The 25,547-nt window shown below is 75.4% G+C and carries 23 protein-coding genes; 13 read left to right on the top strand and 10 right to left on the bottom strand.

What is annotated here, in order from left to right; translation table 11 throughout:
- Both ACI8AD_RS20135 and ACI8AD_RS20130 read left to right on the top strand, forming a co-directional pair.
- A complete protein-coding gene (locus ACI8AD_RS20135; RefSeq protein ID WP_456872302.1) occupies nucleotides 1-1,995 on the top strand; it encodes an ATP-binding protein in 1,995 nt (664 codons plus the stop codon).
- Between the two features lies 1 nt (nucleotide 1,996).
- Nucleotides 1,997-3,148 (top strand): acyl-CoA dehydrogenase family protein, encoded by a 1,152-nt coding sequence (locus ACI8AD_RS20130; protein WP_456872301.1) that lies wholly within the window; start codon nucleotides 1,997-1,999, stop codon nucleotides 3,146-3,148.
- Nucleotides 3,149-3,196: 48 nt separating this feature from the next.
- Here ACI8AD_RS20130 and amaB read toward each other — a convergent pair whose 3' ends face one another.
- The 3 genes from amaB to ACI8AD_RS20115 all read right to left on the bottom strand — a co-directional run bounded on the left by amaB (nucleotide 3,197) and on the right by ACI8AD_RS20115 (nucleotide 6,645).
- Nucleotides 3,197-4,726 (bottom strand): L-piperidine-6-carboxylate dehydrogenase, encoded by a 1,530-nt coding sequence (gene amaB / locus ACI8AD_RS20125; protein WP_456872300.1) that lies wholly within the window; start codon nucleotides 4,724-4,726, stop codon nucleotides 3,197-3,199.
- Between the two features lie 34 nt (nucleotides 4,727-4,760).
- On the bottom strand, nucleotides 4,761-5,927 hold the full coding sequence (locus ACI8AD_RS20120; protein ID WP_456872299.1) for an NAD(P)/FAD-dependent oxidoreductase: 1,167 nt from the start codon (nucleotides 5,925-5,927) through the stop codon (nucleotides 4,761-4,763).
- Between the two features lie 76 nt (nucleotides 5,928-6,003).
- Nucleotides 6,004-6,645: an isochorismatase family cysteine hydrolase gene (locus tag ACI8AD_RS20115; RefSeq protein WP_456872298.1), complete on the bottom strand. Its 642-nt coding sequence runs from the start codon at nucleotides 6,643-6,645 to the stop codon at nucleotides 6,004-6,006.
- 194 nt (nucleotides 6,646-6,839) lie between these two features.
- On the opposite strand from ACI8AD_RS20115, the gene ACI8AD_RS20110 reads away from it, so the two are divergent.
- Both ACI8AD_RS20110 and ACI8AD_RS20105 read left to right on the top strand, forming a co-directional pair.
- On the top strand, nucleotides 6,840-7,403 hold the full coding sequence (locus ACI8AD_RS20110) for a TetR/AcrR family transcriptional regulator (protein WP_456872297.1): 564 nt from the start codon (nucleotides 6,840-6,842) through the stop codon (nucleotides 7,401-7,403).
- A gap of 29 nt (nucleotides 7,404-7,432) precedes the next feature.
- Complete coding sequence (locus tag ACI8AD_RS20105) at nucleotides 7,433-8,638, top strand: MFS transporter (protein ID WP_456872296.1); 1,206 nt, start codon at nucleotides 7,433-7,435, stop codon at nucleotides 8,636-8,638.
- 21 nt (nucleotides 8,639-8,659) lie between these two features.
- On the opposite strand, the gene ACI8AD_RS20100 is transcribed toward ACI8AD_RS20105, so the two are convergent.
- On the bottom strand, nucleotides 8,660-9,559 hold the full coding sequence (locus ACI8AD_RS20100) for an LLM class flavin-dependent oxidoreductase (protein WP_456872295.1): 900 nt from the start codon (nucleotides 9,557-9,559) through the stop codon (nucleotides 8,660-8,662).
- A 19-nt stretch (nucleotides 9,560-9,578) separates the two neighbouring features.
- Nucleotides 9,579-10,589 (bottom strand): aldo/keto reductase, encoded by a 1,011-nt coding sequence (locus ACI8AD_RS20095; RefSeq protein ID WP_456872294.1) that lies wholly within the window; start codon nucleotides 10,587-10,589, stop codon nucleotides 9,579-9,581.
- Between the two features lie 242 nt (nucleotides 10,590-10,831).
- Between ACI8AD_RS20095 and bla the strand changes: the two genes are divergently transcribed.
- Nucleotides 10,832-11,746, top strand: coding sequence for a class A beta-lactamase (gene bla / locus ACI8AD_RS20090; RefSeq protein ID WP_456872325.1), 915 nt, complete (start codon nucleotides 10,832-10,834; stop codon nucleotides 11,744-11,746).
- A 150-nt stretch (nucleotides 11,747-11,896) separates the two neighbouring features.
- A complete protein-coding gene (locus ACI8AD_RS20085) occupies nucleotides 11,897-12,649 on the top strand; it encodes an SDR family oxidoreductase (protein WP_456872293.1) in 753 nt (250 codons plus the stop codon).
- Between the two features lie 21 nt (nucleotides 12,650-12,670).
- Here ACI8AD_RS20085 and ACI8AD_RS20080 read toward each other — a convergent pair whose 3' ends face one another.
- Nucleotides 12,671-13,864, bottom strand: coding sequence for an NAD(P)/FAD-dependent oxidoreductase (locus ACI8AD_RS20080; protein WP_456872292.1), 1,194 nt, complete (start codon nucleotides 13,862-13,864; stop codon nucleotides 12,671-12,673).
- Between the two features lie 37 nt (nucleotides 13,865-13,901).
- Nucleotides 13,902-15,773, bottom strand: coding sequence for a glycoside hydrolase family 2 protein (locus ACI8AD_RS20075; RefSeq protein ID WP_456872291.1), 1,872 nt, complete (start codon nucleotides 15,771-15,773; stop codon nucleotides 13,902-13,904).
- A gap of 241 nt (nucleotides 15,774-16,014) precedes the next feature.
- Here ACI8AD_RS20075 and ACI8AD_RS20070 point away from each other — a divergent pair, with 241 nt between their 5' ends.
- The 4 genes from ACI8AD_RS20070 to dapB are packed head-to-tail and all read left to right on the top strand — an operon-like array spanning nucleotide 16,015 to nucleotide 20,036.
- Nucleotides 16,015-17,343 (top strand): substrate-binding domain-containing protein, encoded by a 1,329-nt coding sequence (locus tag ACI8AD_RS20070; protein ID WP_456872290.1) that lies wholly within the window; start codon nucleotides 16,015-16,017, stop codon nucleotides 17,341-17,343.
- Nucleotides 17,344-17,356: 13 nt separating this feature from the next.
- Entirely contained in the window at nucleotides 17,357-18,307 is a 951-nt protein-coding gene (locus tag ACI8AD_RS20065; protein ID WP_456872289.1) for a carbohydrate ABC transporter permease, read from the top strand.
- 14 nt (nucleotides 18,308-18,321) lie between these two features.
- On the top strand, nucleotides 18,322-19,221 hold the full coding sequence (locus tag ACI8AD_RS20060) for a carbohydrate ABC transporter permease (RefSeq protein WP_456872288.1): 900 nt from the start codon (nucleotides 18,322-18,324) through the stop codon (nucleotides 19,219-19,221).
- A gap of 11 nt (nucleotides 19,222-19,232) precedes the next feature.
- The gene (gene dapB / locus ACI8AD_RS20055) at nucleotides 19,233-20,036 is read left to right on the top strand and encodes a 4-hydroxy-tetrahydrodipicolinate reductase (protein ID WP_456872287.1); all 804 of its coding nucleotides are present in this window, start codon (nucleotides 19,233-19,235) and stop codon (nucleotides 20,034-20,036) included.
- Between the two features lie 26 nt (nucleotides 20,037-20,062).
- Here the strand turns inward: dapB and ACI8AD_RS20050 are convergent, their stop codons facing one another.
- Complete coding sequence (locus tag ACI8AD_RS20050) at nucleotides 20,063-20,809, bottom strand: arginase family protein (RefSeq protein WP_456872286.1); 747 nt, start codon at nucleotides 20,807-20,809, stop codon at nucleotides 20,063-20,065.
- Nucleotides 20,810-20,890: 81 nt separating this feature from the next.
- Between ACI8AD_RS20050 and ACI8AD_RS20045 the strand changes: the two genes are divergently transcribed.
- The 3 genes from ACI8AD_RS20045 (at nucleotide 20,891) to ACI8AD_RS20035 (ending at nucleotide 24,194) form a co-directional block, all read left to right on the top strand.
- Nucleotides 20,891-21,364, top strand: coding sequence for a Fur family transcriptional regulator (locus ACI8AD_RS20045; RefSeq protein ID WP_456872285.1), 474 nt, complete (start codon nucleotides 20,891-20,893; stop codon nucleotides 21,362-21,364).
- On the top strand, nucleotides 21,361-23,580 hold the full coding sequence (gene katG, locus ACI8AD_RS20040) for a catalase/peroxidase HPI (RefSeq protein WP_456872284.1): 2,220 nt from the start codon (nucleotides 21,361-21,363) through the stop codon (nucleotides 23,578-23,580). Before ACI8AD_RS20045 ends, katG begins: the two co-directional genes overlap by 4 nt.
- A gap of 152 nt (nucleotides 23,581-23,732) precedes the next feature.
- Nucleotides 23,733-24,194: an ester cyclase gene (locus tag ACI8AD_RS20035; protein ID WP_456872283.1), complete on the top strand. Its 462-nt coding sequence runs from the start codon at nucleotides 23,733-23,735 to the stop codon at nucleotides 24,192-24,194.
- 19 nt (nucleotides 24,195-24,213) lie between these two features.
- On the opposite strand, the gene ACI8AD_RS20030 is transcribed toward ACI8AD_RS20035, so the two are convergent.
- Entirely contained in the window at nucleotides 24,214-24,723 is a 510-nt protein-coding gene (locus ACI8AD_RS20030) for a GNAT family N-acetyltransferase (protein WP_456872282.1), read from the bottom strand.
- Nucleotides 24,724-24,751: 28 nt separating this feature from the next.
- Nucleotides 24,752-25,432 carry a hypothetical protein gene (locus tag ACI8AD_RS20025; RefSeq protein ID WP_456872281.1) on the bottom strand — a complete coding sequence of 227 codons (681 nt, stop codon included), beginning with the start codon at nucleotides 25,430-25,432 and terminating at the stop codon, nucleotides 24,752-24,754.
- Nucleotides 25,433-25,547 lie beyond the last annotated feature (115 nt).

Genomic DNA, 25,547 nt, shown 5'->3' with positions numbered 1-25,547 from the left:
GTGTTCGACACCGTCCTCGTCGCCAACCGCGGCGAGATCGCCGTCCGCGTCATCGCGACCCTCCGCCGGCTGGGCATCCGCAGCGTCGCCGTCTTCTCCGACGCCGACGCCGGGGCCCGGCACGTCCGCGAGGCCGACGTCGCCGTGCGGCTGGGCCCCGCCCCCGCCGCGCAGTCCTACCTGTCGATCGAGCGGCTGCTCGACGCCGCGGCCCGCACCGGCGCGCAGGCCGTGCACCCCGGCTACGGGTTCCTGTCGGAGAACACCGCCTTCGCGCAGGCCTGTGCCGACGCCGGGCTGGTCTTCGTCGGGCCGCCGGCGAAGGCGGTGGAGGTCATGGGCGACAAGATCCGCGCCAAGCAGACCGTCAGCGCCGCGGGCGTCCCCGTCGTCCCTGGGCGCACCGACCTCGGCATGACCGACGACGACCTCGTGGCCGCGGCCGCGGAGGTCGGCTACCCGGTGCTGGTCAAGCCCTCGGCCGGTGGCGGCGGCAAGGGCATGCGGCTGGTGCAGACCGCCGCCGACCTGCCCGCCGCGCTGGTCTCCGCCCGCCGCGAGGCCGCGGCGAGCTTCGGCGACGACACGCTGTTCCTCGAGCGGTTCGTCACCGACCCGCGGCACGTCGAGGTGCAGGTGCTCGCCGACACCCACGGCACCGTGCTGCACCTGGGCGAGCGCGAGTGCTCCCTGCAGCGGCGGCACCAGAAGATCGTCGAGGAGGCGCCCTCCCCGCTGCTCACGCCGGAGCAGCGGGCCCGCTACGGGGCGCTGGCCTGCGAGGTCGCCCGCGCCGTCGACTACACCGGCGCCGGCACCGTGGAGTTCATCGTCGCGGGCGGCGCCCCCGACGAGCCGTTCTTCATGGAGATGAACACCCGGCTGCAGGTCGAGCACCCGGTCACCGAGCTGGTCACCGGCGTCGACCTGGTCGAGCAGCAGCTGCGGGTGGCGGCCGGCGAGCGGCTCGGCTTCGGCCAGGACGACGTCGCGCTGACCGGCCACGCCGTCGAGGCCCGGCTCTACGCCGAGGACCCCGCGCGCGGCTTCCTCCCCACCGGCGGCACCGCGCTGGTGCTGGCCGAGCCGGGCGGACCGGGCGTGCGGGTCGACAGCGGCCTGCTCGAGGGGCAGGTCGTCGGCACCAGCTACGACCCGATGCTCGCCAAGGTGATCGCGCACGGCCCCGACCGGGCCGCCGCGCTGTCCCGGCTCGACCGCGCGCTGGCGCACACCGTCGTCCTCGGCGTCGGCACCAACACCGGGTTCCTGCGCGCGCTGCTCGCCTCCCCCGACGTCCGCGCCGGCCGGCTCGACACCGGCCTGGTCGAGCGCGAGCTCGACGTCCTGACCGTGTCGGCCGTGCCGGTCGAGGCCCACGCCGCGTTCGCGCTGTCGCGGCTGGCCGCGCTGCAGCCGGCCGGCGCCGTCGTCGATCCCTGGGACGTGCCCAGCGGCTGGCGTCCCGGCGGCCGCCGCGCGCCGCTGCGCTGGGACCTCGCCGGGCCCGGCGGGTCGCGGTTGACGGTCACCCTGACCGGCGGCACCCGGCTGCGCGTCGGCGACGGCGACGAGCACGAGGTGTCCGGCGAGGTCGTCGACGGCGGCCTGCTGCTCACCGTCGACGGGCGCACCCTGTCCGCGCGCACCGCCGTCGACGGCGCCACCACGTGGGTGCACGTCGACGGCGCGACGTACCCGCTCACCGAGCTGCCGCCGGCCCGCCTGCACGCCGGCGCCGACACCGCCGACCGCACGGTGCGCAGCCCGCTGCCCGGCACGGTGGTCGCCGTGCACGTCGCGTCCGGCGCCGAGGTCGCGCAGGACGCCCCGCTCGTCGTCGTCGAGGCCATGAAGATGGAGCACACCCTCACCGCGCCCGCCGACGGCACCGTCGACCTCTCCGTCCGCGTCGGTGACCAGGTCGCCCTCGACCAGGAACTCGCCGTCGTCCACCCCCGCACCACCGACAGCACCGTGCCCGAGGAGTCCTGACGTGCTCGACACCCGCCTGACCGACGAGCAGCAGCAGCTGCGCAAGACCGTCGAGGAGTTCGCCCGCGAGGTCGTCGCGCCGGTCTCCTACCAGCACGACCGCGACGAGACCTTCCCGTACGAGGTGGTCCGCGGCATGGCCGAGATGGGCCTGTTCGGGCTGCCCTTCCCCGAGGAGTACGGCGGCATGGGCGGGGACTACTTCGCCCTGTGCCTGGCCATCGAGGAGCTCGCCCGGGTGGACCAGAGCGTCGCGATCACCCTCGAGGCCGGCTGCTCGCTGGGCGCGATGCCGGTGTACCGGTTCGGCTCGGAGGCGCAGAAGCAGGAGTGGCTGCCGCTGCTGACCAGCGGGGAGGCGCTCGGGGCGTTCGGCCTGACCGAGGCCGGCGCGGGCAGCGACGCCGGCGGCACCCGCACCACGGCGGTGCTCTCCGACGGGCAGTGGGTGATCAACGGCAGCAAGGCGTTCATCACCAACTCCGGCACCGACATCACCCGGCTGGTCACCGTCACCGCCGTCACCGGGCAGCTCGCCGACGGCCGCAAGGAGATCAGCTCGATCCTCGTGCCGGTGCCCACGCCGGGCTTCACCGCCGAGCCCGCGTACGACAAGGTCGGCTGGCACGCCAGCGACACCCACCCGCTGTCCTTCGACGACGTGCGGGTGCCCGAGGAGAACCTGCTGGGCACGCGGGGGCGCGGCTACGCGAACTTCCTGTCCATCCTCGACGAGGGCCGCATCGCCATCGCCGCCCTCGCCGTCGGCGCGGCGCAGGGGTGCGTGGACGAGAGCGTGCGGTACGCCCGGGAGCGCTCGGCGTTCGGCCGCCCGATCGCCCAGAACCAGGCCATCGCGTTCAAGATCGCCCGGATGGAGGCGCGGGTGATGGCCGCGCGCGCGGCCTACTACGACGCCGCGGCCAAGATGCTCGCCGGCCTGCCGTTCAAGAAGGAGGCGGCGGTGGCCAAGCTCGTCGCCGGCGAGGCCGCGATGGACAACGCGCGCGACGCCACCCAGGTGCACGGCGGCTACGGGTTCATGAACGAGTACCTCGTGTCCCGGCACTACCGCGACTCGAAGATCCTCGAGGTCGGCGAGGGCACCACCGAGGTGCAGCTGATGCTCATCGCCCGCCAGCTCGGGCTCTGAGGACGGCGAACGGCCCCCGACCTGCCGGTCGGGGGCCGTTCGCGTGTCTCAGATGGGGAACTCGACGCCCTGCGCCAGCGGCAGCTCGCCGGAGTAGTTGATCGTGTTCGTGGCCCGGCGCATGTAGCCCTTCCACGCGTCGGAGCCGGACTCCCGCCCGCCGCCGGTGTGCTTCTCCCCGCCGAAGGCGCCGCCGATCTCCGCGCCGGAGGTGCCGATGTTGACGTTGGCGATGCCGCAGTCGGACCCGTCGGCGGCCAGGAACCGCTCGGCCTCGGCGTGGTCGGAGGTGAAGATCGTCGACGACAGCCCCTGGGGGACGTCGTTGTTGAGCGCGATCGCCTCCTCCAGCGTGCGGTAGGGCAGCACGTAGAGCACCGGGGCGAAGGTCTCCTGCCGCACGATGTCGGTCTGCCCCGGCATCCGCACCAGCGCGGGCTCGACGTACCAGGCGTCCGGCGCCTCGTCGGCCAGCCGCCGGCCGCCGCCGGCGACGACCTCGCCGCCCTGCTGCCGCGCCGCCTCCAGCGCGTCCTGCATGCCCTTGTAGGCGGCGTCGTGGATCAGCGGGCCGACGAGCGTGCCGCCCTCCAGGGGCGAGCCGATCGGCAGGTTGCGGTAGGCGGCGGCGACCCGCTCCGCGAGGGCGTCGACGACGTCGACGTGCGCGATGACCCGGCGCATCGTGGTGCAGCGCTGCCCGGCGGTGCCGGCGGCGGAGAAGACGACGCCGCGGGTGGTGAGGTCGAGGTCGGCAGAGGGCGTGACGATGGCGGCGTTGTTTCCGCCGAGCTCGAGCAGCGAGCGGCCGAAGCGGTCGGCCACCCGCGGGCCCACCGCGCGGCCCATCCGGGTGGACCCGGTGGCGCTCAGCAGCGCGATGCCGGGCGAGTCGACCAGCGCCTCGCCGACGTCGGCGCCGCCGATGAGCACCTGGCTGAGCCCCTCCGGCGCGCCGGTCTCGGCGATCGCGCGGTCCAGCAGAGCCGCCGAGGCCAGCGCGGACAGCGGGGCGAGCTCCGAGGGCTTCCACACCACCGGGTCGCCGCAGACGAGGGCGATGGCGGTGTTCCACGACCAGACGGCGACCGGGAAGTTGAACGCGCTGATGACCCCGACGACGCCCAGCGGGTGCCAGGTCTCCATGAGCCGGTGGCCGGGCCGCTCGGAGCTGATCGTCTTCCCGTAGAGCTGCCGGGACAGGCCCACGGCGAACTCGCAGATGTCGATCATCTCCTGGACCTCGCCGGCCGCCTCGGAGGTGATCTTCCCGACCTCGATGCTCACCAGGGTGGCGAGGTCGGCCTTGTGCTCGCGCAGCAGCTCGCCGAGGCGGCGCACGAGCGCGCCGCGCACCGGCGCCGGGACGGTGCGCCACTGGCGGAACGCCTCCCCGGCCCGCGCGACGGCGGCCTCGACGTCGGCCGCGGTCTGCCGGCGGACCGACAGCAGCCGCTCCCCGTTCACCGGGGAGGTCACCGGGTGGTCACCGGCGACGGCGTCGAGGTCGACCCCGCAGCGGCGGGCGGCGTCCTCGGCCAGTCGGCGGAGCTCCTCGGCGGTGGGCAGGCTGGTCACAGGAACGGTTCTCCTTCGGAAGCGGGTGTGGTCGTCAGACCACGTTGAGCTCGGGGCGGGCGCCCGCCCCCCGGAAGCGTGCCGCACCCAGCCCGGAGACGTCGACGAGGGTCTCCCGGCCCAGGTACAGGTCGCGCACCACCTCGCCGACGGCCGGCCCCATGAGGAAGCCGTGGCCGGAGAAGCCGGTGGCGTACAGGAACCCCTCCACCTCGTCGGCCCGGCCGATGAGCGCGTTGTGGTCCGGCGTCATCTCGTACAGCCCCGCCCAGCCGCTGGCGACGCCGACGCCGGCCAGCGCGGGCGCCCGCCGCTCGATGGCCTCGCCCAGCCGGGGCAGCCAGTCGTCGGAGCGGGTGAGCCGGAAGCCCGGCGTCTCGTCGGGGTCGGACATGCCCATGAGCAGCCCGCGGCCCTCGCGGTGGAAGTAGAAGGAGGTGTCGAAGTCGATGGTGAAGGGGGTGTGCGGGTCGAGGTCGGGCACCGGCTCGGTGACCAGCACCTGCCGGCGCAGCGGGCTGACCGGCAGCTCCACCCCGGCCCAGGCGCCGACCTCGGCCGACCACGCGCCCGCCGCGCAGACGACGGTGTCGGTGCGCACGGTCCCGGCGGCGGTGTGCACGGCGCTCACCCGGCCGTCGGTGACCTCGATGCCGGTGGCCGGGCAGTGGGGCAGCAGCGTGGCGCCGGCGCGGCGGGCGGCCGACGCGTAGCCGAGCACCACCGACTCCGGCGTGCAGTGCCCGTCGGTCGGGGACCACGCGGCGGCCAGGAGGCCCTCGGGGGAGATCAGCGGCGAGAGCTTGCGCGCCTCGGCGACGTCGATCACGCGGCTGGGGACGCCGAGGTCGTTCTGCAGCGCGACGGCGGCCTCGAAGGCGGCGACGGCGTCGGGCGTGGACAGCAGGAACAGGTAGCCGACCTCGGCGAAGTCGATGTCCTGGCCGAAGCGCGCCGGGAAGTCGCGGAAGGTCTCCAGGCTGCGGGCGCCGAGGGTGATGTTGACCGGGTCGGAGAACATCGCCCGCACCCCACCGGCCGCCCGGCTCGTCGAGCCGGCACCGAAGGCGTCCCGGTCGACCAGGACGACGTCGCGCACCCCCGCCCGGGCCAGCTCGTAGGCCGTGGCCAGCCCCATGACGCCTCCGCCGATGACGACCACGGAGGCGGTCGGCGGTAGCTGCCGGGACGGTGCGGTCATGGAGGTCCTCCGGGTCGCGGGGCGGGGACCCCATCCTGAGCGAGGACCCCGCGCCGCACCATCCCCCGCGCCGCGGTCAGCCGCCGCCGAGGGCCGCGACCACCTCGCCGGTGGTGGCGCGGTGGCTGAGCAGGCTGTAGTCCAGGCTCGCCAGCGACCGCTGCGCGGCGTCGTCGTCGACCACCCCGCAGGCGTCGTCGACGACGACGGGCAGGAACCCGAGGTCGGCGGCGTGCCGGGCGGTGGGCTCGATGCCGATCTCCAGCACCGCGCCGACCAGCACGAGCGTGGTGACGCCGCGGTCGCGCAGCACCGCCTCCAGCGGCGTGCCCACCAGCGCCGACATCCCGAGCTTGTCGAACACCGGCTCGCCGTCGGCCGGCGCGAGCTCCGGGGTGATGGCGGTGTGCTCGGCGCCGGGCGGGAACGTGGAGCGGACCTCGTCGGCGCGGTCGAGGCGCTGCCAGGCCATGGCGGTGCGCAGCGCGGCGACGCCCATGTGGGTCGGCGGGAGGGACACGTGCCGCACGTAGACGACGGGGACCGCGGCGGCGCGGGCGGCGTCGAGCACCCGCCGGATCCGCTCGACGAGGCCGTCGCGGTCGCGGACGTGGCGCAGGATGCCCACCTGTGCGTCGTAGACCAGGACGGCCGCCGCACCCGGGCGGCACATCTCGGCGACGGTCTCGGGGACGTCCACACCGAAGGCGCGCTGCATGCCCGGAGCCTCCCAGCGGGTGGCCGCCGTCACCAGGCGCGAGGAACCCCGGCACCCTCCGGCTCCTGCGGTGCTCCTCGCACCCCTGCGGTGGTGCGGCACCGCAGGAGGGCCCGCACCACCGCGGGAGGCCCGATGCGTACGCTCGTCCGCATGACCTCGACGCCTGCTGGGGCCTGGACGCCGGAGCGCGGGTGAGCACCGCCCCGGCGCCCGCGCGGCGGCCGCGCCGGCACGACCCCGGGCGCCGTGAACGGCTGGTGGCGACCGCGCTCGACGTCATCGCCGACGTCGGTGTCACCGCCGCCACGCACCGCGCCATCGCCCGCGCCGCCGACGTCCCGCTCGGCTCGCTGACCTACCACTTCTCCTCCCTCGACGAGCTGCACGCCGCCGCGTTCACCCGCCACGTCGACGAGGTCGCGCCCCGCTTCGACGAGCGCATGCGCGCGGCCGCCGGGGTCGGGGAGGCGCTGGAGGCGCTGGTCGGCCACCTCACCGGCGACCTGCTCGGCTCCGACCGCGACCTCGTCCTCGCCGTGGAGCTGTACGTGGCCGCCGCCCGCCGGCCGGCCCTGCGCGCGGTGACGCAGGACTGGATGCAGCGCAGCCGGCGCAGCCTCGAGCGGCACTTCGACGCGGTGACCGCCCGCGAGCTCGACGCCCTGGTCGAGGGACTGGTGCTGCACAGCGCCCTCTCGACCGACCCCATGGACGCCGGCCAGATCCGCGCCGCCGTCCACCGCTTCGCCCGCTGACCCCCTCCCCCACACCAGGACAGGACCCCGTGTCGGACACCCTCCCGGCGACCGTTCCCGCACGGCTGCGCGCCGCCCGCGCCGCCGTCGCGGCGTGCTTCTTCACCAACGCCGTGCTCTACGCCAACCTCGTGCCGCGGCTGCCGGAGGTGAAGGACCGGCTGGACCTGACCAACGCCACCTTGGGCGCGGCGCTGGCCGCACTGCCGCTGGGCTCCCTGGTCTCGGCCCTGGCCTCGGCCGCGCTGATGCGCCGGTTCGGCTCGGCGCGGGTGGCCTCGTGGGGGCTGGTCGCACTCGCCGCCGCGGTCTGGTGCGCCGGCGTGGCGCCGTCGTGGTGGCTGCTCGCGGGGGCGCTGTTCGTGGCCGGCGCGCTCGACGCCGTCGTCGACGTCGCGCAGAACGCCCACGGGCTGCGGGTGCAGCGCGCCTACGACCGGTCGATCCTCAACGCCTTCCACGGCGTCTGGAGCATCGGCGCGGTGGCCGGCGGCCTGCTCGGCTCGGTCGCGGCCGGGCTGGGCCTCCCGCTGGGGCTGCACCTGGGCATCGTGGCGGTGGTGTTCGCGGCGCTGTCGCTGCTCGCCCACCGCCGCATGCTGCCCGGCCCGGACCACGACGACGAGGGCACCGCCGCCGCCCCCGAACAGGCCGGCGGGGGCGCGGTGCGCGCGGCGCTGCCCGCCCTGGCCGCGCTCGGCGTGCTGGCCACGGCGGGGGCCTTCGTCGAGGACGCCGGGGCGTCGTGGGCGGCGCTGTACCTGCGCGGCGAGATCGGCGTCGGCGCGGCCACCGCGGGGCTGGGCTTCGTCGCGCTGCAGACGGCCATGACCGTGGGCCGGCTGACCGGTGACCGCGTCGTCGACCGGTTCGGGCAGCGGCGGGTGGCCCGGGTCGGCGGCGCGCTGATCGCCCTCGGCATGGGGCTGGCCCTGGCGCTGCCCTCGCTGGGCACCACGCTGGTCGGGTTCGCCCTCGCCGGGCTGGGCGTGGCCACGCTGGTCCCGGCCGTCTACAAGGCCGCCGACGAGCTGCCCGGGCTGCGCCACGGCGTCGGCCTGACGGTGGTCAACTGGCTGCTGCGGGTGGGGTTCCTCGCCTCGCCGCCGCTGATCGGCGCGGTGGCCGACGCGAGCAGCCTGCGGGTGGCGCTCACGGCGGTCGTCGTCGCCGGGCTGGTCACGATGGTGCTCGGGCGGGTGCTCGCCCGGTCGGTGTCCCGCTCGGCGGGCTGACGCCGGCCGGGCACGGGCCGGTCAGCGGGGACGGCGCGCCCGTGCCACCTCCTCGCGCACGGCGGGCACGACCTCCTCGGCCCAGCGGTGCAGCTGCCGGTCGACGTCGCCGCGCGCCCAGAGGACGACGGTGTCCATCCCCTCGGTGAGGACGAGGTCGGTGAGCTCCTCGACCCACTGGTCGGCCGGCCCCTGGAGGAAGCCGCGGCTCGCGCCGTCGGTGATCGACCCGGAGACGTTGTAGAGCCGCCGCACGTCCGCGGGGTCGCGGCCGGCGTCCGCGGCGGCGTCGTCGATGCGCGCGTTGCGCCCGGCGAGGTCGGCCGGCGGGACGTACGCCGACGAGGGCAGCCAGCCGTCGGCCGACCGCCCGGTGAGGTCGAGCATGCGCGGGCCCAGCGCGCCGATCCAGATCTCGATGCGCCGGCCGGGGACCGGGCCGGTGGAGACGCCGGACAGCGCGTACGTCCCGCCGCCGGCCCGCACGTCCCGCTCCCCCGACCAGCAGGCGCGCACGACCTCGATCGCCTCGGCCAGCGCGGTGACCGCCTCCCCGGGTGACCGGCGCGGCCCGCCCATGGCCGCGATGGCGTCCCAGGAGCCGCCGGCGCCCAGCCCGAGGTCGACCCGCCCGCCGCTGATGACGTCGAGGGACGCCGCCGCCTTGGCCAGCACGGCCGGGGGCCGCAGCGGCACGTTCGCGACGTCGGGGAACAGCCGGATGCGGCCGGTCCGCGCCGCGAGGTCGACCAGCAGCGTCCACATGTCCAGGTGCTCGGGCAGGTACGGGTGGTCCTGCAGCCCCGCGAGGTCCAGGCCCAGCCGGTCGGCGGCGCGGACCTGCTGCACGGTCGCGGGGTAGCGGGCGGCGCGGGGGTCGACGAACAGGCCGAACTCCGGACGGCGGCCACGGTCGGGCACGGCGGTCCCCTCCCGCGGGTCAGAGCAGGGCCGCGCCCACCGCGGCCCCCGGTGCGGCGATCTCCTCGATCCGGCGCAGCTCGTCGTCGGACAGGACGACGGTGGCGGCCGCGGCGTTCTCGGCGATCCGGCCGGGGTCGCGGGTGCCGGGGATCGGGACGACGTCGGGCCCCTGGTGCAGCAGCCAGGCCAGCGCCAGCTGCGCCATGGTCACGCCCTCGGCCGCGGCCAGGTCGGCCAGGGGCGCGAAGCGCTCCTGGTTGCGGCGCAGGTTCTCGCCCTGGAAGCGCGGGTGGTGGCGGCGGAAGTCCCCGTCGGCCACCTGCGCGACGGTGCCGGTGAGGAACCCGCTGCCCAGCGGCGCCCAGGGGACCACGCCGACGCCGAGCTCCCGGGCGAGGGGCAGCACGTCGGCCTCGATGCCGCGGGTCCACAGCGACCACTCGCTCTGCACCGCCGTCATCGGGTGGGTGGCGTGCGCGCGGCGCAGCTCGTCCGGGGTCGCGTTGCAGATGCCGAGGTACCGCGCCTTGCCGGCGGCGACCAGCTCGGACATGGCCCCGATGCTGTCCTCGACCGGCACGCCGGGGTCGGTCCAGTGCAGGTACCAGAGGTCGACGTGGTCCACCCCGAGCCGGGTGAGGCTCCCCTCCAGCGCCGCCCGGGCGCGCTCGGGCCGGGCGTCGACGAGCACCTCGTTGTCCCACTTGGTGTCCGGGCGCCGCCGGGCCGGGCCCGCCGGGTCGGTGGCGATCCCCCACTTGGTGGCCAGCTGCACCCGGTCGCGCCGCCCGGCCACCGCCGGGGCCAGCCGGCGCTCGGACAACCCGTCGGCGCCGTAGGCGTCGGCGGTGTCGAGGAAGGTGACCCCGCTGTCGAGGGCCCGCGCGACGACGTCGGCGGCGTCCCGGTCGGTGGTGTCCCCGTAGAGGCCCATGAGCACCATCGCGCCGTAGCCGACGGCGGAGACCTCCAGCTCCCCCAGCCGCCGGCGCGGCACGACGGCGGCGTCGGCGGGCCGCTCGGTCATCGGCGCTCCCCCCGGTCCCGGCGGGCCCGGCACCCGCGCTGCACGGCCAGTCCACCGACCGGCCCCGCGGGCGTCCAATGCCCGCCGCCATAGCCCGCGCGCATGGCCGCGCCGGCCGGTCCCGGCGGCCGGCGGGCCGGTCCCGTGGCACGCTGCGCGGCGACGTGCGGGGCGAGGAGGGGCGAGCGGGAGTGCGCAGGACGGGGCACGCGGTGCACGGCCCGGCGAGGAGGAGGGGCGCCCTGCGCCGGTGCGCGGTGGCGTCGCTGCTGCTGCTCGGCACCGCGTCGTGCTCGTCGCCGGAGGCGGCACCCGCGCGGGCGGCACCGGCCCCCTCCTCGACGTCGGCCGCTCCCCCGGACCCCGGCCCGGCCGCGGCCGCCTCGCTGGCGGCGCTGGAGGAGCGGTACGACGCCCGCCTCGGCGTCTTCGCGGTCGACACCGGCTCGGGCCGGACGATCGCCCACCGGGCCGACGAGCGGTTCGCCCACGCCAGCACGGTCAAGGCGCTGGCCGCCGGCGCGCTGCTGGCGCAGACCTCCCCGGCGGACCTGCAGCGGAGCGTGCCGATCTCCCGGGCCGACCTGGCCCCCGCCCACTCGCCGGTCACCGAGGCCGCGGTCGGCGGGAGCCTGACGCTCGAGCAGCTGTGCGACGCCGCCGTGCGGTACAGCGACAACACCGCGCTCAACCTGCTGCTGCGCGAGCTCGGCGGCCCGGCCGGCCTCGACGCGGCGCTGGAGCGGGTCGGCGACCACGTCACCGAGGTGTCCCGGACCGAGCCCGCGCTCAACACCGCGGTGCCCGGGGACCGGCGCGACACCACCACCCCGCGCGCGCTGGCCACGACGCTGCGCGCCTACGCTGTGGACGGCGCGGGCGTCGCGGTGGAGGACCGGCTGCTGCTCGCCGACTGGCTCCGGCGCAACACCACCGGGGACGCGCTGATCCGGGCCGGCGTCCCCGGCGACTGGGAGGTGGGCGACAAGACCGGCACCGGCGCCTACGGCACCCGCAACGACGTCGCCGTCCTCACCCCGCCCGGGCGGGCGCCGATCGTGCTCGCGGTGATGTCGAGCCGGGCCGAGCGGGACGCCGCGCACGACGACGCGCTGATCGCGGCCGCGGCCGGCGTGGTCGCCGACGCCCTGGGCTGAGGCGCCGGTCCGGCGCGACGTCGGCAGCCGCGGGCCGAGGACCAGTGGGTCTCCCTGGGGCGACCCGGGCCGGACCGGACGAGGGTGGGGCCACGAGCAGCCGCCGGCCCGCGGGACCCCGCGGGCCGGTCTCCCTCCCCCGGAGGCGTCATGACGGTGCAGCAGTCGCCGACCGGGACCCGCCGCCGGCCCGACCTGACCGGGCAGCGGGTCGTCGTCATCAGCGGGACCGAGGGCGCGGGGCTCGACACCGCCCGGCTCGCGCGGGCCGCCGGGGCCGACGTCGTCCTCACCGGCCGCGACCCCGACCGGCTGCGGCGCGCCGCCGGCGAGGTCGGCACGCCGGCCACCGCGGTCCTCGACGCCACCGACCCCGCTGCCCTCGACCGGTTCCTGCGGGAGCTGCCGCAGCCGGTCGACCACGTCGTGGTGACCGGCGAGCGGCCCTACCGGGCGCCGCTGGCGGAGTTCGACTTCGCCCGGGCGCAGCGCGACGTCGACGAGTACCTCTGGCTGCCGGTGCGGGTGGCCCGGGCGGCCGTGGGCACGGTGCGCCCCGGGGGGACGCTCCTGTTCGTCGGCGGCACGGCCGGCCGCCGCCGGGGCGCCGGGCTCGGCCTCACCGGCGCGCTCACCGCCGCCCGGCCGGTCCTGATCGCCGACCTCGCCGTCGAGGTCGCCCCCGTCCGGGTCAACCTCATCGGCGCCGGCTACGTGGACCGGCCGCTGTCGGCGCGGCTGCTCGGCACCACCCTGGACCGGCACGAGGAGCTGCGCGCCACCCTCGCGATCGGGCACGTCGTCCGGCCGGCCGACGTGCCGGCGCTCGCCGTCCACGTCATGGTCAACCCCGCGCTGACCGGGGTCACCTACGACGTGGACGGCGTCGAGCAGCTCGTCTGAGGCGCCGCGGCGCGTCGGCTGTCAGGCGTCGACGGCCTCGTACAGCCCGGCCGACGCGCTCGCCCCCGTGACCACGAGGTCGGCCACCACACGGGAGGCCACCCACGCCTGCACGTGACCGGTGCCGTTGTAGCCGCCCAGCGCCAGCACCCGCCCGTCGGTGCCCGGCACCGGCCCGCAGCGGGGCACCGGGTCCTGCGCGAAGCCCACGACGCCGGCCCACCGGTGCGTCACCTCCGCGCGCACCTGCAGCTCCTCCGCCAGCCACCGGTCCAGCCGCTCCTGCACCGGCCCGGAGACCTCGGCCCGGTCGGTCCAGCTCGCGTCCCCGTCGAGGTCGGAGAAGCCGCCGAGCGCGATCCGGCCGTCGGCGGTCTGGTGCACGTACTCGTGCCCGTCGCGGGCGTACACCGGGCACGGCAGGACCGTGCGCCCCAGCGGTGCCGTGGCGAGCATGTTCAGCCGCCGCGGGCGGACCGCCGCCGCGGCCGGCACCAGCGCCGCCAGGTCGCCGTCCACGGCCACCACGGCCCGGTCGCAGCGCATGACGCCGGAGGCGGTCGGCACGCGGACGCCGTCGCCGTCGACGGCCGGCGGCGCGGTCACCGGCGAGCGCTCGAAGACGCGCGCCCCGCGCGCCTCCAGGGCGGCGGCGAGCGCCCGCAGCCAGCGGACCGGGTGCACCGACCCGTCGTGCGGGAAGAACAGCCCGGCCCGCTCCGGCCGGGCGAGCGGGCCGGGGAGGTCCTCGCCGGCCACCGGCTGCGCCGGGAAGCCGTCCTCGGCCAGCGCCGCGCCGTGCGCCCGGACGTCGTCGGCCTCGGCCGCGTCGACGGCGACCCGCAGCATCCCGTCGAGCCGGAAGTGCGCGCGGGCGCCGACGGCCTCGGCCACCTCGAGCATCTCCCGCTGGGCCTCCAGCGTGGCCCGGTGGACCGCCGCCGCCCGCTCGCGTCCCCAGAGGGTGCGGGTCACGTGGTACATCGGCGCCGCGCCGGCGATGAAGAAGCCGCCGTTGCGGCCGCTGGCCCCGGAGGCCACCTCGTGCCGTTCCAGCACCACCACCGACAGGCCGGCGTCGAGCAGCCGCCGCGCGGTCGCCAGCCCGCCGACGCCGGCGCCGACCACGCACACGTCCGCGCGCACCTCACCGGCCAGCGGCGCGCGCGGGCGGTACGGCTCGTCCTGCCACAGCGGCACCGCGGCAGCGCTCACGTGGGCACCTCCCGTGTCCTCCGGGCCCTCCCGGGTCTCAGCGCTCACGCCGGCCGGTGACGATCTCCCGCAGCCGCTCGACGGGGAGCTTGGGCTCGCGCCACTCATCGAGCAGGCCGTTGGCCTCCTGCATCGTGTCGGTGAGCTGGGTGTAGCAGAACCCGGCCAGCACCGGGGAGGCGTGCACGGCCGAGAGCAGGTCCTCCAGCCGCCGGGCGAAGTCCTCGGCGTCGGTGGCCGTCGAGTACCCCCACGTGCGCTCCTCGGGCACCTCGTGCGGCGGCACCGGGGTGAACCGCACGCCGCCGAACTCGGTGAGCATCAGCGGCTGCTCGCGGTCCACGGCCCCGGGCAGCAGCACGCGGCGACCGGCCGGCCAGAACTCCTCCAGCGCCGTCAGCAGCTCCGCCGACCCGTACCGCTCGGCGAGGACCGCGCCGGTGTCGGCGTAGTCGTGCACCGTCCACACGTCGCTGTCGGTGTGCTCCCAGCCGTCGTTGCTGACCACGGGCCGGCTGGGGTCGACCGCCCGGGTCAGCGCGGCCAGCGCGACGGTGTAGGCCTGCTGGGCGGGGTCGGTGGCGACGTCGTGCACGCCCCAGCTCTCGTTCATCGGCACCCAGGTGACGATGCAGGGGTGGCTGACGTCGCGGTGCACGACGTCGAGCCACTCGGTGGTCAGCCGGCGCACCGCCTCGGGGCTGAAGGCGAAGGCGTTGGCCGTCTCGCCCCACACCAGGACGCCGAGCCGGTCGCACCAGTACAGGAAGCGGGGGTCCTCGACCTTCTGGTGCACGCGCACGGCGTTGAAGCCGAGTTCCTTGATCAGCTCCACCTCGCGGCGCAGCGCCCCGGCGTCCGGCGCGGCCAGGTGCGAGGTCGGCCAGTACCCCTGGCCCAGCACCGAGCGCACGTAGTAGGGCAGGCCGTTGAGCAGGAAGGCGCGGCCCCCCACGCCGGCGGTGCGCAGCCCCAGGTAGCTGCCGACCTCGTCGAGCACCTCGCCGTCGCCGTCCCCGGCGAGCACCCGCACGACGGCGTCGACCAGCCGGGGCGTCTCGGGTGACCAGGTCATGTCCTGGCGGGCCTGCCCGTTCTGCAGCGCGGGGACGGCCACGGTGGTGCGGGTGCGCTGCTCGGCCACGCGGACCCGGTGCTCGGCCAGCAGCTGTCCGTCGAGCTCCAGCCGCACCGCCACCGTCACCGGCTCGGCCGGCGTCTCGCGCAGGGTGATGCCCAGGTGCACCGCGGAGCCGGCGACGTCGGGGGTCCAGGCCAGGTGCTCGACGGCGACCGGCGGCACGACCTCGCACCACACCGGCTGCCAGATGCCGCTGGTCCGCGAGTACCAGATGCTGTGCGGCTCGTCGAGCCAGTCCTGCTTGCCCCGCGGCTGGGTGACGTCGCGCGGGTCGTCCTCCGCGCGCACCACCAGGACGTGCTCGGCGTCGACATCGGCGTCGGCACCGCCGGCCGCGAGCAGCGCGGTGACGTCGAAGGAGAACGGCGTCTGGCCGCCCTCGTGCTCCCCGAGCAGCGTGCCGTCCAGCCACACCCGCGCGGCGTAGTCCACCGCGGCGAACCGCAGGACGACGCGGTGGCCGCGCTCGCGCACCGCGTCGGCACCGGCGACGTCGGCCAGCCGCAGCGACCGCCGGTACCAGAACACCGGGTGCGGGCCGGGGTCGGCGACCCCCGACGCCTCGGACTCGGGCGGGAAGGGCACCGTGACGTCGCGGTCGAAGACGGCGCGGTCGCCGAGGTCGGTCAGGTCCGCCCAGCCCCCGCCGCCCCCGGTGCGGTCGTCGTCGAAGGCCAGCTGCCACGTCCCGCAGAGGTCCGTCCACTCCTCCCGCTGCAGCTGCGGGCGGGGGTGGGTGCCGTCCTGTGCGGACGCGCGTGCGGGCATGGTCACTCCTCGGGTCGGGGTCGACGAGCGGGTCGGGGGGTCCGGGCGCGGGACGCCGCGGACGACCGCGTCGGTGGTCACGTCGCACCGGTCCGTCGATGCTGACAGGTGCCGGCAGCAGCCGGACACCGGCGTCCGGTCGGGGACGTCGAGCCCCGTGTGACCCAGCGCTTGCCGGTCGTCACGAGACCGTGCAACAGTCCTCCCGTCCGGCATTTCGGGCTACGACTGGACGTAATCCATGACCGGTTTCTCGCGTCGTCAGTTCCTCGCTGCCGGGGGCGGTGTCTCGCTCGCCGCCGCGCTGGCGGGGTGCTCGTCACCGATCGCCAGCAGCCTCACCGGAGCGCAGCCGAGGACGGCCGACGTCATCTTCTGGCACCTGTTCGGCGGCGGCGACGGCGAGAACATGGCGACCATGCTGGACACCTATCGCGAGGAGTCCGGCAGGTCGGTGGAGGCCGCGCTGCTCTCCTGGGGCAACCCCTTCTACACCAAGCTGGCGCTCTCGACGTCGAGCGGCCGACCGCCGGACGTGACCGTCGCGCACCTGTCCCGGATCCCCCTCCTGGCGCAGGCAGGGCTGCTCACGCCCGTCGCGGACCAGTTCGCCGCGGCGGGGATCACCGAGAACCAGTTCACGCCGGCCGCCTGGGAGAAGGCCACGGTCGACGGCACCACCTACGCGGTGCCGCTCGACACCCACCCGTTCGTCCTCTACTACAACACCGCCCTGGCGGAGCAGGCCGGCCTGCTCGACGAGACCGGCGAGAACCTGCGGCCCATGCGGAACAGCGACGACTTCGTCGCGGCGCTGCAGACGATGAAGGACTCGACCGGCAGCGAGTACGCGGCCGTCGCCTCGATCACGGTCGACCCCTCGACCTGCTGGCGCCTGTTCCTGATGACCTACTCCGGTCTGGCCGGACCGATCGTCGAGGATCTCGGGACCCGGGTCACGATCGACCGCGCCGCGATGGAGGAGTCCTTCGCCTTCCTGCAGAGCCTCACCGGGGACCTGGCGCTGATGCCGCGCACCGCCACGTCGACGACGTCGTCGACCCTCTTCAGCAACGGCGAGGTCGGCTTCCTCTTCGACGGCGTCTGGCAGATCCCGACGTACCGGGACGTCGAGGGCCTCGACTTCAACGTCGTGCCCTTCCCCGCCCTCCTCGGCCCCGAGCCGGTCGCCTACGCCGACTCGCACGCCCTCGTCCTGCCGAGCAGCCCCGGACGCTCGGACGCGCGGACCGAGGACGCCGTGCGCTTCGTCCGGGGCCTGCTGGACCAGAGCCTGACCTGGGCGGACGGCGGACACGTCCCCGCCTGGCTGCCGGTGCAGGAGAGCGAGGAGTTCCAGGAGCTGCAGCCGCAGAGCAACTACACGGAGGCGGCCTTCAACGCGGTCTACGACCCGCCGGGTTGGTACACCGGGGCGGGCTCGGACTTCCAGACCGCGATGGGCTCGGTCGTCGCCAGCGTGCTGACCGGCGCCACCGACCCCGCCGGCGGCGTCGAGAGCCTGACCAGCAGCCTGCAGACGTTCTCCACCGCCCGGCCACCCGTGTAGGACGGAGACCGACATGACCGCCACCGCTCTCCCCGCGCCCACGAGCGGGGTCGAGGTCAGGGACCGCGCCGCCGCCGCGGGCAGGCCCCCACGCCCGGAGAACCGGGCGGGCTGGCTGTTCGCCACCCCGTTCCTGGTCCTCTACCTCGCCTTCCTCATCGGCCCGGTCGTCATCGGCCTGCTGATCAGCCTGTTCAACACCACGACGGTGAGAGCGGGCATCGGCGACTGGGTCGGCTTCTCCAACTACGCCGACGTCCTGACCAACGCCGACTTCTGGGCCTCGATGTGGCACTCGGCGCTGTTCACGCTGCTGACCACGCCGATCCTGGTGCTGCTGCCGCTGCTGTTCGCCGTCCTCGTCTCGCGGCTCTCCCGCGGCCAGGGGTTCTACCGGCTGGCCTTCTTCGCCCCGTACGTCGTGCCCTCGGCCGCGGTGTGCCTCATCTTCGCGTTCATGTACACGCCCGAGACCGGGCTCATCACCAACGTCTTCGGCTGGTTCGGGCTGACCGCCCCGGACTTCTTCGGCAGCACCTCGGGCGCCTGGTTCGCCGTGACCCTGCTCACCGTGTGGTGGACGTTCGGCTTCAACTTCATCCTCTACACCGCGGCCATCCAGGAGATCTCGGAGGAGGTCTACGAGGCCGCGACGCTCGACGGCGCCTCGCCGTGGCAGCAGATCCGGCTGATCACCGTCCCCCTGCTGCGCTCGACCATCGGCCTGGTGCTGGTCCTGCAGGTCCTGTCGTCGCTGAAGGTGTTCGACCAGATCTACATCCTGCTGGCCGGTGGCCCGAACTACTCGACGCGTCCGGTCATCCAGTACATCTTCGACACCGGGTTCTCCAACTACCGGGGCGGCTACGCGGCCGCCGCGACGATGGTCTACTTCGTGGTCCTGGTCGTCGTCAGCGTCGGCTGGTTCCTGGTCCGGCGGCGCAACAACTCCGCGAACGCCTGAGGGGGATCCCGACGATGTCGACCGTGATGGCCGCCCCTGCCGACGGCACCCCCGCCTCCGCCCCCCGACGCCGGCGCCGGGGCGGCGAGCAGGACCAGGGCGGGAAGCTGTTCAACCGGCTCGCCGCCACGTGCGTGACGCTCTTCGCCCTGATCTGGCTGGTCCCGTTCCTGTGGGCCCTGATCACGTCGCTGCGGCCCAACGAGGAGATCGCGGCGAACCCCACCAACTTCTGGGGCAGCAGCTGGAACCTCGACGCCTACAGCTCCGCGTGGAACTCGAGCCCGCTGGGCTGGTGGTACGTCAACAGCTTCATCATCTCCACCCTCACGGTGGTCTTCACCGTGGTGGTCTGCTCGATGGCCGCCTTCGCCCTCGCGAACCTCAACTTCCGCGGCAAGTACGTCTTGTTCGGGCTGATCCTGGCCGGCCTGATGGTGCCCGTGGAGGCGCTCGTCCTGCCGCAGTTCCTCGAGTTCCGCGCTCTCCGCCTCCTGGGGACCTACTGGGCGGTCGTCCTGCCCTCGATCGCCCTCCCCGTGGCCCTCTTCGTCTTCCACTCCTTCATCAAGGCCATCCCCGTGGCCCTCATCGAGGCCGCCCGGCTCGACGGTGCCAGCTGGTGGCGGATCTACTCCCGGATCGTCATGCCGCTGTCCAGGCCGGCGATCTCCGCGGTCGCCATCCTGACGTTCATCACGTCCTGGAACGCCTTCCTCTGGCCGCTGCTCGTCCTCACCCAGACCAAGTCGCAGACGATCCCGGTCGGGCTCAGCAGCCTGGTCGGCGGTTCCGCGATCCAGTACGCCGAGACCATGGCGTCGGCCGTCCTCGGCATCCTGCCCCTGCTCGCCGTCTTCCTGGTCCTGCAGCGCCAGATCGCCCAGGGGGTCGCGAGCACCGGCATCAAGTAGCCGGTCGAGCGGTGATCCGGGTCTGCTTCGCCGGCGCGACCGGCTGGACGGCGCCGCCGATCCTGGCCGCGATCGACGCCGCCGACGACCTGACGCTCACCGCGGGGGTGGCCCGCTCGGCGGCGGGCCGGCCGCTGTCGGAGGTCACCGCCTCCCCCAGCGACGGCCGGGTGTACGGGAGCGTCGACGACGCGCTCGCCGCCGAGCAGGTCGACGTCCTCGTCGACTACACCAGCCCGGCCGCCGTCGCCGGGCACGTGCAGGCCGCCGTCCGGGCCGGGGTGCACGCCGTCGTCGGCACCAGCGGGCTCACCGGCGACGACCTCGCCGGGCTCGACCGGATGGCCCGCGACGCCGGCGTCGGGGTGGTCGCGGCGGGCAACTTCTCGGTCGTGGCCGCCGTCCTCGCGCACGCCGCGGCGGTGGCCGCCGGCACGCTGTCGCACTGGGAGGTCATCGACTACGCGGGCGCCGGGAAGCCGGACGTCCCCAGCGGCACCGCCCGGGAGGTGGCCGAGCTGCTCGCCGAGGTGCGCCGTCCGGCGTCGGCCGTGCCGCTCGCGGACCTGCACGGGCCGGTCGAGGCCCGGGGGGCGGAGATCTCGGGGACCCGCGTGCACTCGGTGCGCCTGCCGGGCTTCGTCGTCTCGACCGAGGTCGTCTTCGGCGGCGCCGGGGAGCGGCTGGTGGTGCGGCACGACGCCGGGGACTCCCCCGACGTCTACGTCGAGGGCACGCTGCTGGCGGTGCGGAGGGTGGCGGAGGTCCCCGGGCTGCGCCGCGGGCTGGGCTCCCTGCTCTTCGACGGCCGCTGACCCGACGGCCGCTGAGGCGGACGGCCTCAGCTGCCGGCCAGCTCCCGCACCGCCGCGAGGACCCGCTCGTGGGCGGGCGCCGGCCGGTCGCGGTCCCGCCAGGTCGCGGCGAGGCCGACCGCGGCGACCCGCCCGGTCCCCAGGACTCGGCCGACCGCGGCGAGGACGTCGTCGAGCGGCGGGCCGCCGGAGGCGGGGAACAGCAGGTCCGGGACGTCGGCGGGGTCGCACACGTCCAGGTCGACGTGCAGGTACAGCTCCCCGTCGGGGAGGTCGGCGGCTCCGAGGCCGGCCACCGGACGACGGCGGACACCGGCCCGCTCCAGCAGGGCGTGCTCGGGCGGGTCGGTGTCCCGGGCGTCGACGAGCACCACGCGCGACGGCGGTACCGGGCGCAGCCCGAGGGCGTCCGGGAGGGTCGGCGTCCCCACGCCCGCGGCCAGCGCGAGCGGCATGCCGCCCAGGTAGCCGGAGGTCGTGGTGGCCTCGGTGTGGAAGTCGGCGTGCGCGTCGAACCAGACGATCCCGGGGTCGCGGCCGGCGCGCTGCAGCCCGGTGAGCACCCCCAGGCCCGTGGTGCAGTCCCCGGAGACGACCAGCGGCCGGGTGGGGGCGGCAGCCACCTCCTCGGCCACGTGCCCGTAGAGGACCGCCATGCGCTGCCAGGGCGTCCCGGGCGGCAGCTGCGCGGTCAGCTCGCGGTCGACCGGGAAGCCGGTGACCAGGCCGGGCAGCCGCTCGTCGAGGTGGTAGGGCACCACGAACGTCGTCATGCGCGGGATCCTCTCGCGGCCGGGTCGCCGACGCGCCGCCCTGTTCTTGACTGATTCAAGACAGGCCGCGAGGATGGGGCCGTGCCGGACACCGCAGACCTCGAGCGCGCGCTGCGCGCGGCGGGTCTGCGGGTCACCCGCCCGCGGCTGGCGGTGCTCGACGCCGTGCACGCCCACCCCCACGTCGACACCGAGACGCTGATCGGCGCCGCCCGGGCCCGCGTCGGTGCGGTGTCCCACCAGGCCGTCTACGACGTGCTGCGGGTGCTGACCGACCACGGGCTGGTGCGGCGCATCCAGCCGGAGGGCTCGGTCGCGCGCTACGAGGCGCGGGTCGGCGACAACCACCACCACCTGGTCTGCCGGTCCTGCGGCACGATCGTCGACGTCGACTGCGCCACCGGCAGCGCGCCCTGCCTGACCCCCGCCGACCCCCGTGGCTTCGTCGTCGACGAGGCCGAGGTCCTCTACTGGGGACGCTGCCCGGCCTGCGCGGCCGGCCGGCCCCCCGTCCCACCCGACCGCCCCACAGCAGCACAGAGAGGGACACCGTGAAGGACGAGCGCAACAAGGTGACGACCGAGAGCACCAGCGAGAGCGAGAACCCGGCGATCCCGTCGCCGGAGGCGCACACCGACCACCGGCCGCGCACCAACCGCGACTGGTGGCCCAACCAGGTCGACCTGTCGGTGCTGAACAAGCCCTCGAGGGACTCCGACCCGCTGGGCGAGGACTTCGACTACAAGGCAGCCTTCGCCGAGCTCGACGTCGAGGAGCTCAAGCGCGACCTGCGCGAGCTGATGCGCACCTCGCAGGACTGGTGGCCGGCCGACTGGGGCCACTACGGCCCGCTCTTCATCCGCATGTCCTGGCACGCGGCCGGCACCTACCGCATCGCCGACGGCCGCGGTGGCGGCGGGCAGGGCGCCCAGCGCTTCGCGCCGCTCAACAGCTGGCCGGACAACGCCAGCCTCGACAAGGCCCGCCGCCTGCTGCTGCCGATCAAGCAGAAGTACGGCCGCAAGCTCTCCTGGGCCGACCTGCTCGTGCTGGCCGGCAACGTCGCGCACGACGACATGGGCCTGCCGACGTTCGGCTTCGCCTTCGGCCGCGAGGACACCTGGCAGCCCGAGGAGGTCTTCTGGGGCCCCGAGGACACCTGGCTCGGCGACGAGCGCTACGCGGGTGACGAGCCGCTCAACCTGGACGAGGGTCCACTGGCCAACGTCACCATGGGCCTGATCTACGTCAACCCCGAGGGCCCCAAGGGCCAGCCCGACCCGATGGGCTCCGGGCACGACATCAAGCAGACCTTCCGCCGGATGGGCATGACCGACGAGGAGACCGTCGCGCTGATCGCCGGCGGCCACACCTTCGGCAAGACGCACGGCAACGGCGACCCGTCCCTGCTCGGCCCGGAGCCCGAGGGCTGCCCCGTGCACGGCAACGGGCTCGGCTGGCACAACCCGCAGGGCACCGGTAAGGGCGCCGACACCATCACCAGCGGCCTCGAGGGCGCCTGGACCCCGACGCCGACCCAGTGGGACAACTCCTACTGGGAGACCCTGTTCGGCTGGGACTGGGAGCTCGTCACCAGCCCGGCCGGTGCCAAGCAGTGGCAGCCGAAGAACCCCGAGGCGCAGGAGCTGGTCCCGGACGCGCACATCCCGGGCAAGAAGAACCCGCCGATGATGTCCACCGCCGACATGGCGCTGCGGGTCGACCCGGAGCTGCGGGCCTACGCCGAGCGCTTCCGGGACGACCCGGAGTACTTCGCCGACTCCTACGCCCGTGCCTGGTTCAAGCTGCTGCACCGCGACATGGGCCCGAAGAGCCGCTACCTCGGCCCCGACGTCCCGGCCGAGGACCTCATCTGGCAGGACCCCGTCCCGCCGGTCGACCACGAGCTCGTGGGTGAGGCGGAGATCGCCGACCTCAAGCAGCGCCTGCTGTCCTCCGGGCTCACCGTGTCGCAGCTGGTGCACACGGCCTGGTCGGCCGCCGCGTCCTTCCGCAGCACCGACAACCGCGGCGGCGCCAACGGCGCGCGGATCCGCCTCGAGCCGCAGATCGGCTGGGCGGCCAACGAGGGCGTCCGCGACGTGCTGCCGGTGCTCGAGCGCGTCAAGGGCGAGTTCGAGCAGCAGACCGGCAAGCGGGTCTCGCTGGCCGACCTGATCGTCCTCGGCGGCAGCGCCGCGGTCGAGAAGGCCGCCGCCGACGCCGGCGTGCAGGTGACCGTGCCGTTCTCCCCCGGCCGCACCGACGCCTCGCAGGAGCAGACCGACGTCGACAACTTCCGCTGGCTCGAGACGCGGGCCGACGGCTTCCGCAACTGGATCGCCCCGGGCAGCAAGATCTCCCCGGAGACCCTGCTGGTCGACAAGGCCTACATGCTCGGCCTGACGGCCAAGGAGACGACGCTCCTCGTCGGCGGCCTCCGGGTGCTCGGCGCCAACACCGGCGGCGTCCAGCACGGCGTCTTCACCGACCGCCCGGGCGTGCTCTCGCAGGACTTCTTCCGCAACCTGCTCGACCTGGGCGTCTCGTGGCGGACGTCGGCCGAGGCCGAGGGCGTCTACGAGGGCACGGACGCCGACGGCACCGTGGTGCGCACCGCCACCGCGGCCGACCTGGTGTTCGGCTCGAACTCCATCCTCCGCGGCATCGTCGAGGTCTACTCGGCCGACGACGCGCAGGAGAAGTTCGTGCGCGACTTCGTCGCCGCCTGGACCAAGGTCATGGAGCTCGACCGCTTCGACCTGCGGTAGTCCTCCCCCCTCCGGACGCCCCGGCCCGCACCCGCGGGCCGGGGCGTCCGCGCGTCCGCGGCCGGCCGAGGGCCCGACGACCCTGGTCCGCCCCGAGCGGGCGAGCACCATGGACGACGCCCCACCGAGCACATCGCGGGAGGAGTCCTGCCATGACGCAGACCACGGGTCCGACGATCTCGAGGGAACGGGCACGCGAGGCGATGACGCGCTTCATCGCCGCCTGGGAGCAGGGCGACGTGTCGGCCGTGGACGAGGTCTTCGCCGACACCCTCGTCTACCACGGGCCCCCGTTCCCCGACATGGGCCGCACCGAGGTGCGGGACTTCATCACCGGGTTCCGCGCCGGGTTCTCCGAGATCCACGTCCAGCTGCACGAGCACGCCGTCGACGGGAACACCTCGGTGCACCGCTGGACGGCCGAGGCCGTGTTCTCCGGGACCACGCCGCTGCTGCCGGGGGTGGAGCCGACCGGCAACCGCACCACCGCCGAGGGCGCCCACGTCCTGCACTGGTCGGGGGACGCGGTGTCCGAGGCCTGGCACCTCGGGGACTGGCTCGGCTGGCTGACCCGGGCCGGTGTGCTGCCGCCGATGCCGGGCGCCGCCGCCTGAGCCCCCGGCCCGGACAGCGTCAGGGCCCCGCCGCGCCGGTCGCCAGCTCCCACCGCCAGACGGCGCCGGCCTCGGGGTCGGTCAGCTCGGCGGTGCGCCGGAACCCCAGCCGCCGCAGGACCGCGGTCGAGGCGTTCTCCCCGGCCAGCGTGTGCGCCCGCACCAGCGTCACGCCGCGGGCGGTCGCGGCGTCGACCCACTGCCAGGCGGCCTCGGTGGCGTGGCCCCGTCCGCGGTGGGCCGGGGCGATGCCGTAGCCGATCTCGACGGCGCCGTCGACCGGCGGACCGGTGAAGCCACCCAGGCCGACGACCGTGCCGGTCGCCCCGTCGACGACCAGGTGGCTCCACCACTCCGGGTCGGCGCCCCCGCGCAGCACCCGGACCGTCTCCGGGAGCGCCTCGGGGAAGGGCAGGTACCCCTCCGCCACGTCCCGGCCGTACCGGCGGGTGAAGACCTCGCTCCCCTCGAGCAGCGCCTCGGCGCGGTCCAGCGTGAGCGGTTCGACGACCGTGTGCTGCGGGGCCACGCTCCCTCCCTCCTGCGTGCCGGCGGCGTCAGCGGGCCCAGGCGTCGAGCCGGTCGGCGCCGATCCGCGCCAGGCGCCGGCCCTCGTCGGCGGCGTCGTCGTCGACGAGGTCGAGCACCCGCACCACCGACAGGTGGTCCTCGACGCGGGCCACGGAGACCCACTGGCTGACGCCGACGTCCACCGGGCCCGAGTCCACCTCACCGGTGGCGACCAGGTTCACCTCCTCGGTGACCGCCCGCCCGTGCGGCTCGGTGTCCGTGGTGACGTCGAGGCGCAGGGTGGCGTCCTGCTCGACGTGCTCGACAGCGTGGCAGGACGTCGCCGTCCCCCGCCAGCCGTCCAGCGCGCCGGCCGCGGCGGCGGGGTCGTCGAAGCCGAGGACGGTGTGCGCGACGACGACGCCGCCGAGCGCGTCGTCGGTCGTGAACGTCACCGACCACCGCTCGGTGGCGCCGGCGCCGAGCGCGTCGACGGCGGACAGGCAGCCGGCCCGGGTGAGGTCGTCGTCCGCGGCCGGGTCGGGGTCCACCCGGTGGTCCGGGCCGACGTCGTCCGCGCGCAGCAGCGGCCCGTCCTCCCGTGCACCGGGGCCGGGGACGTCGTCGGGCCCGGAGACCTCGACGGTGCAGCCGGCAGCCAGGACGGCGGCGGTGGTGAGGGCGAGGGCGGCGAGGACCCGGGCCCGGGAGGGGCTGGTGGTGGTCACGAGAACTCCGTCTCGGTGGCGTGGGCAGGGCGGGAGGGGGCAGGGCGGGAGGGGCCGGGCGGGCACCCCCCCCCCCGCCCCGGCGCCCCAAAAAACGGGCCCCCCAACCGAACCG

The organism is Geodermatophilus sp. SYSU D00766, assembly GCF_054049915.1.
The sequence above is the reverse complement of the archived record's forward strand: the minus strand, read 5'-3'. Positions and strand labels throughout refer to the sequence as shown.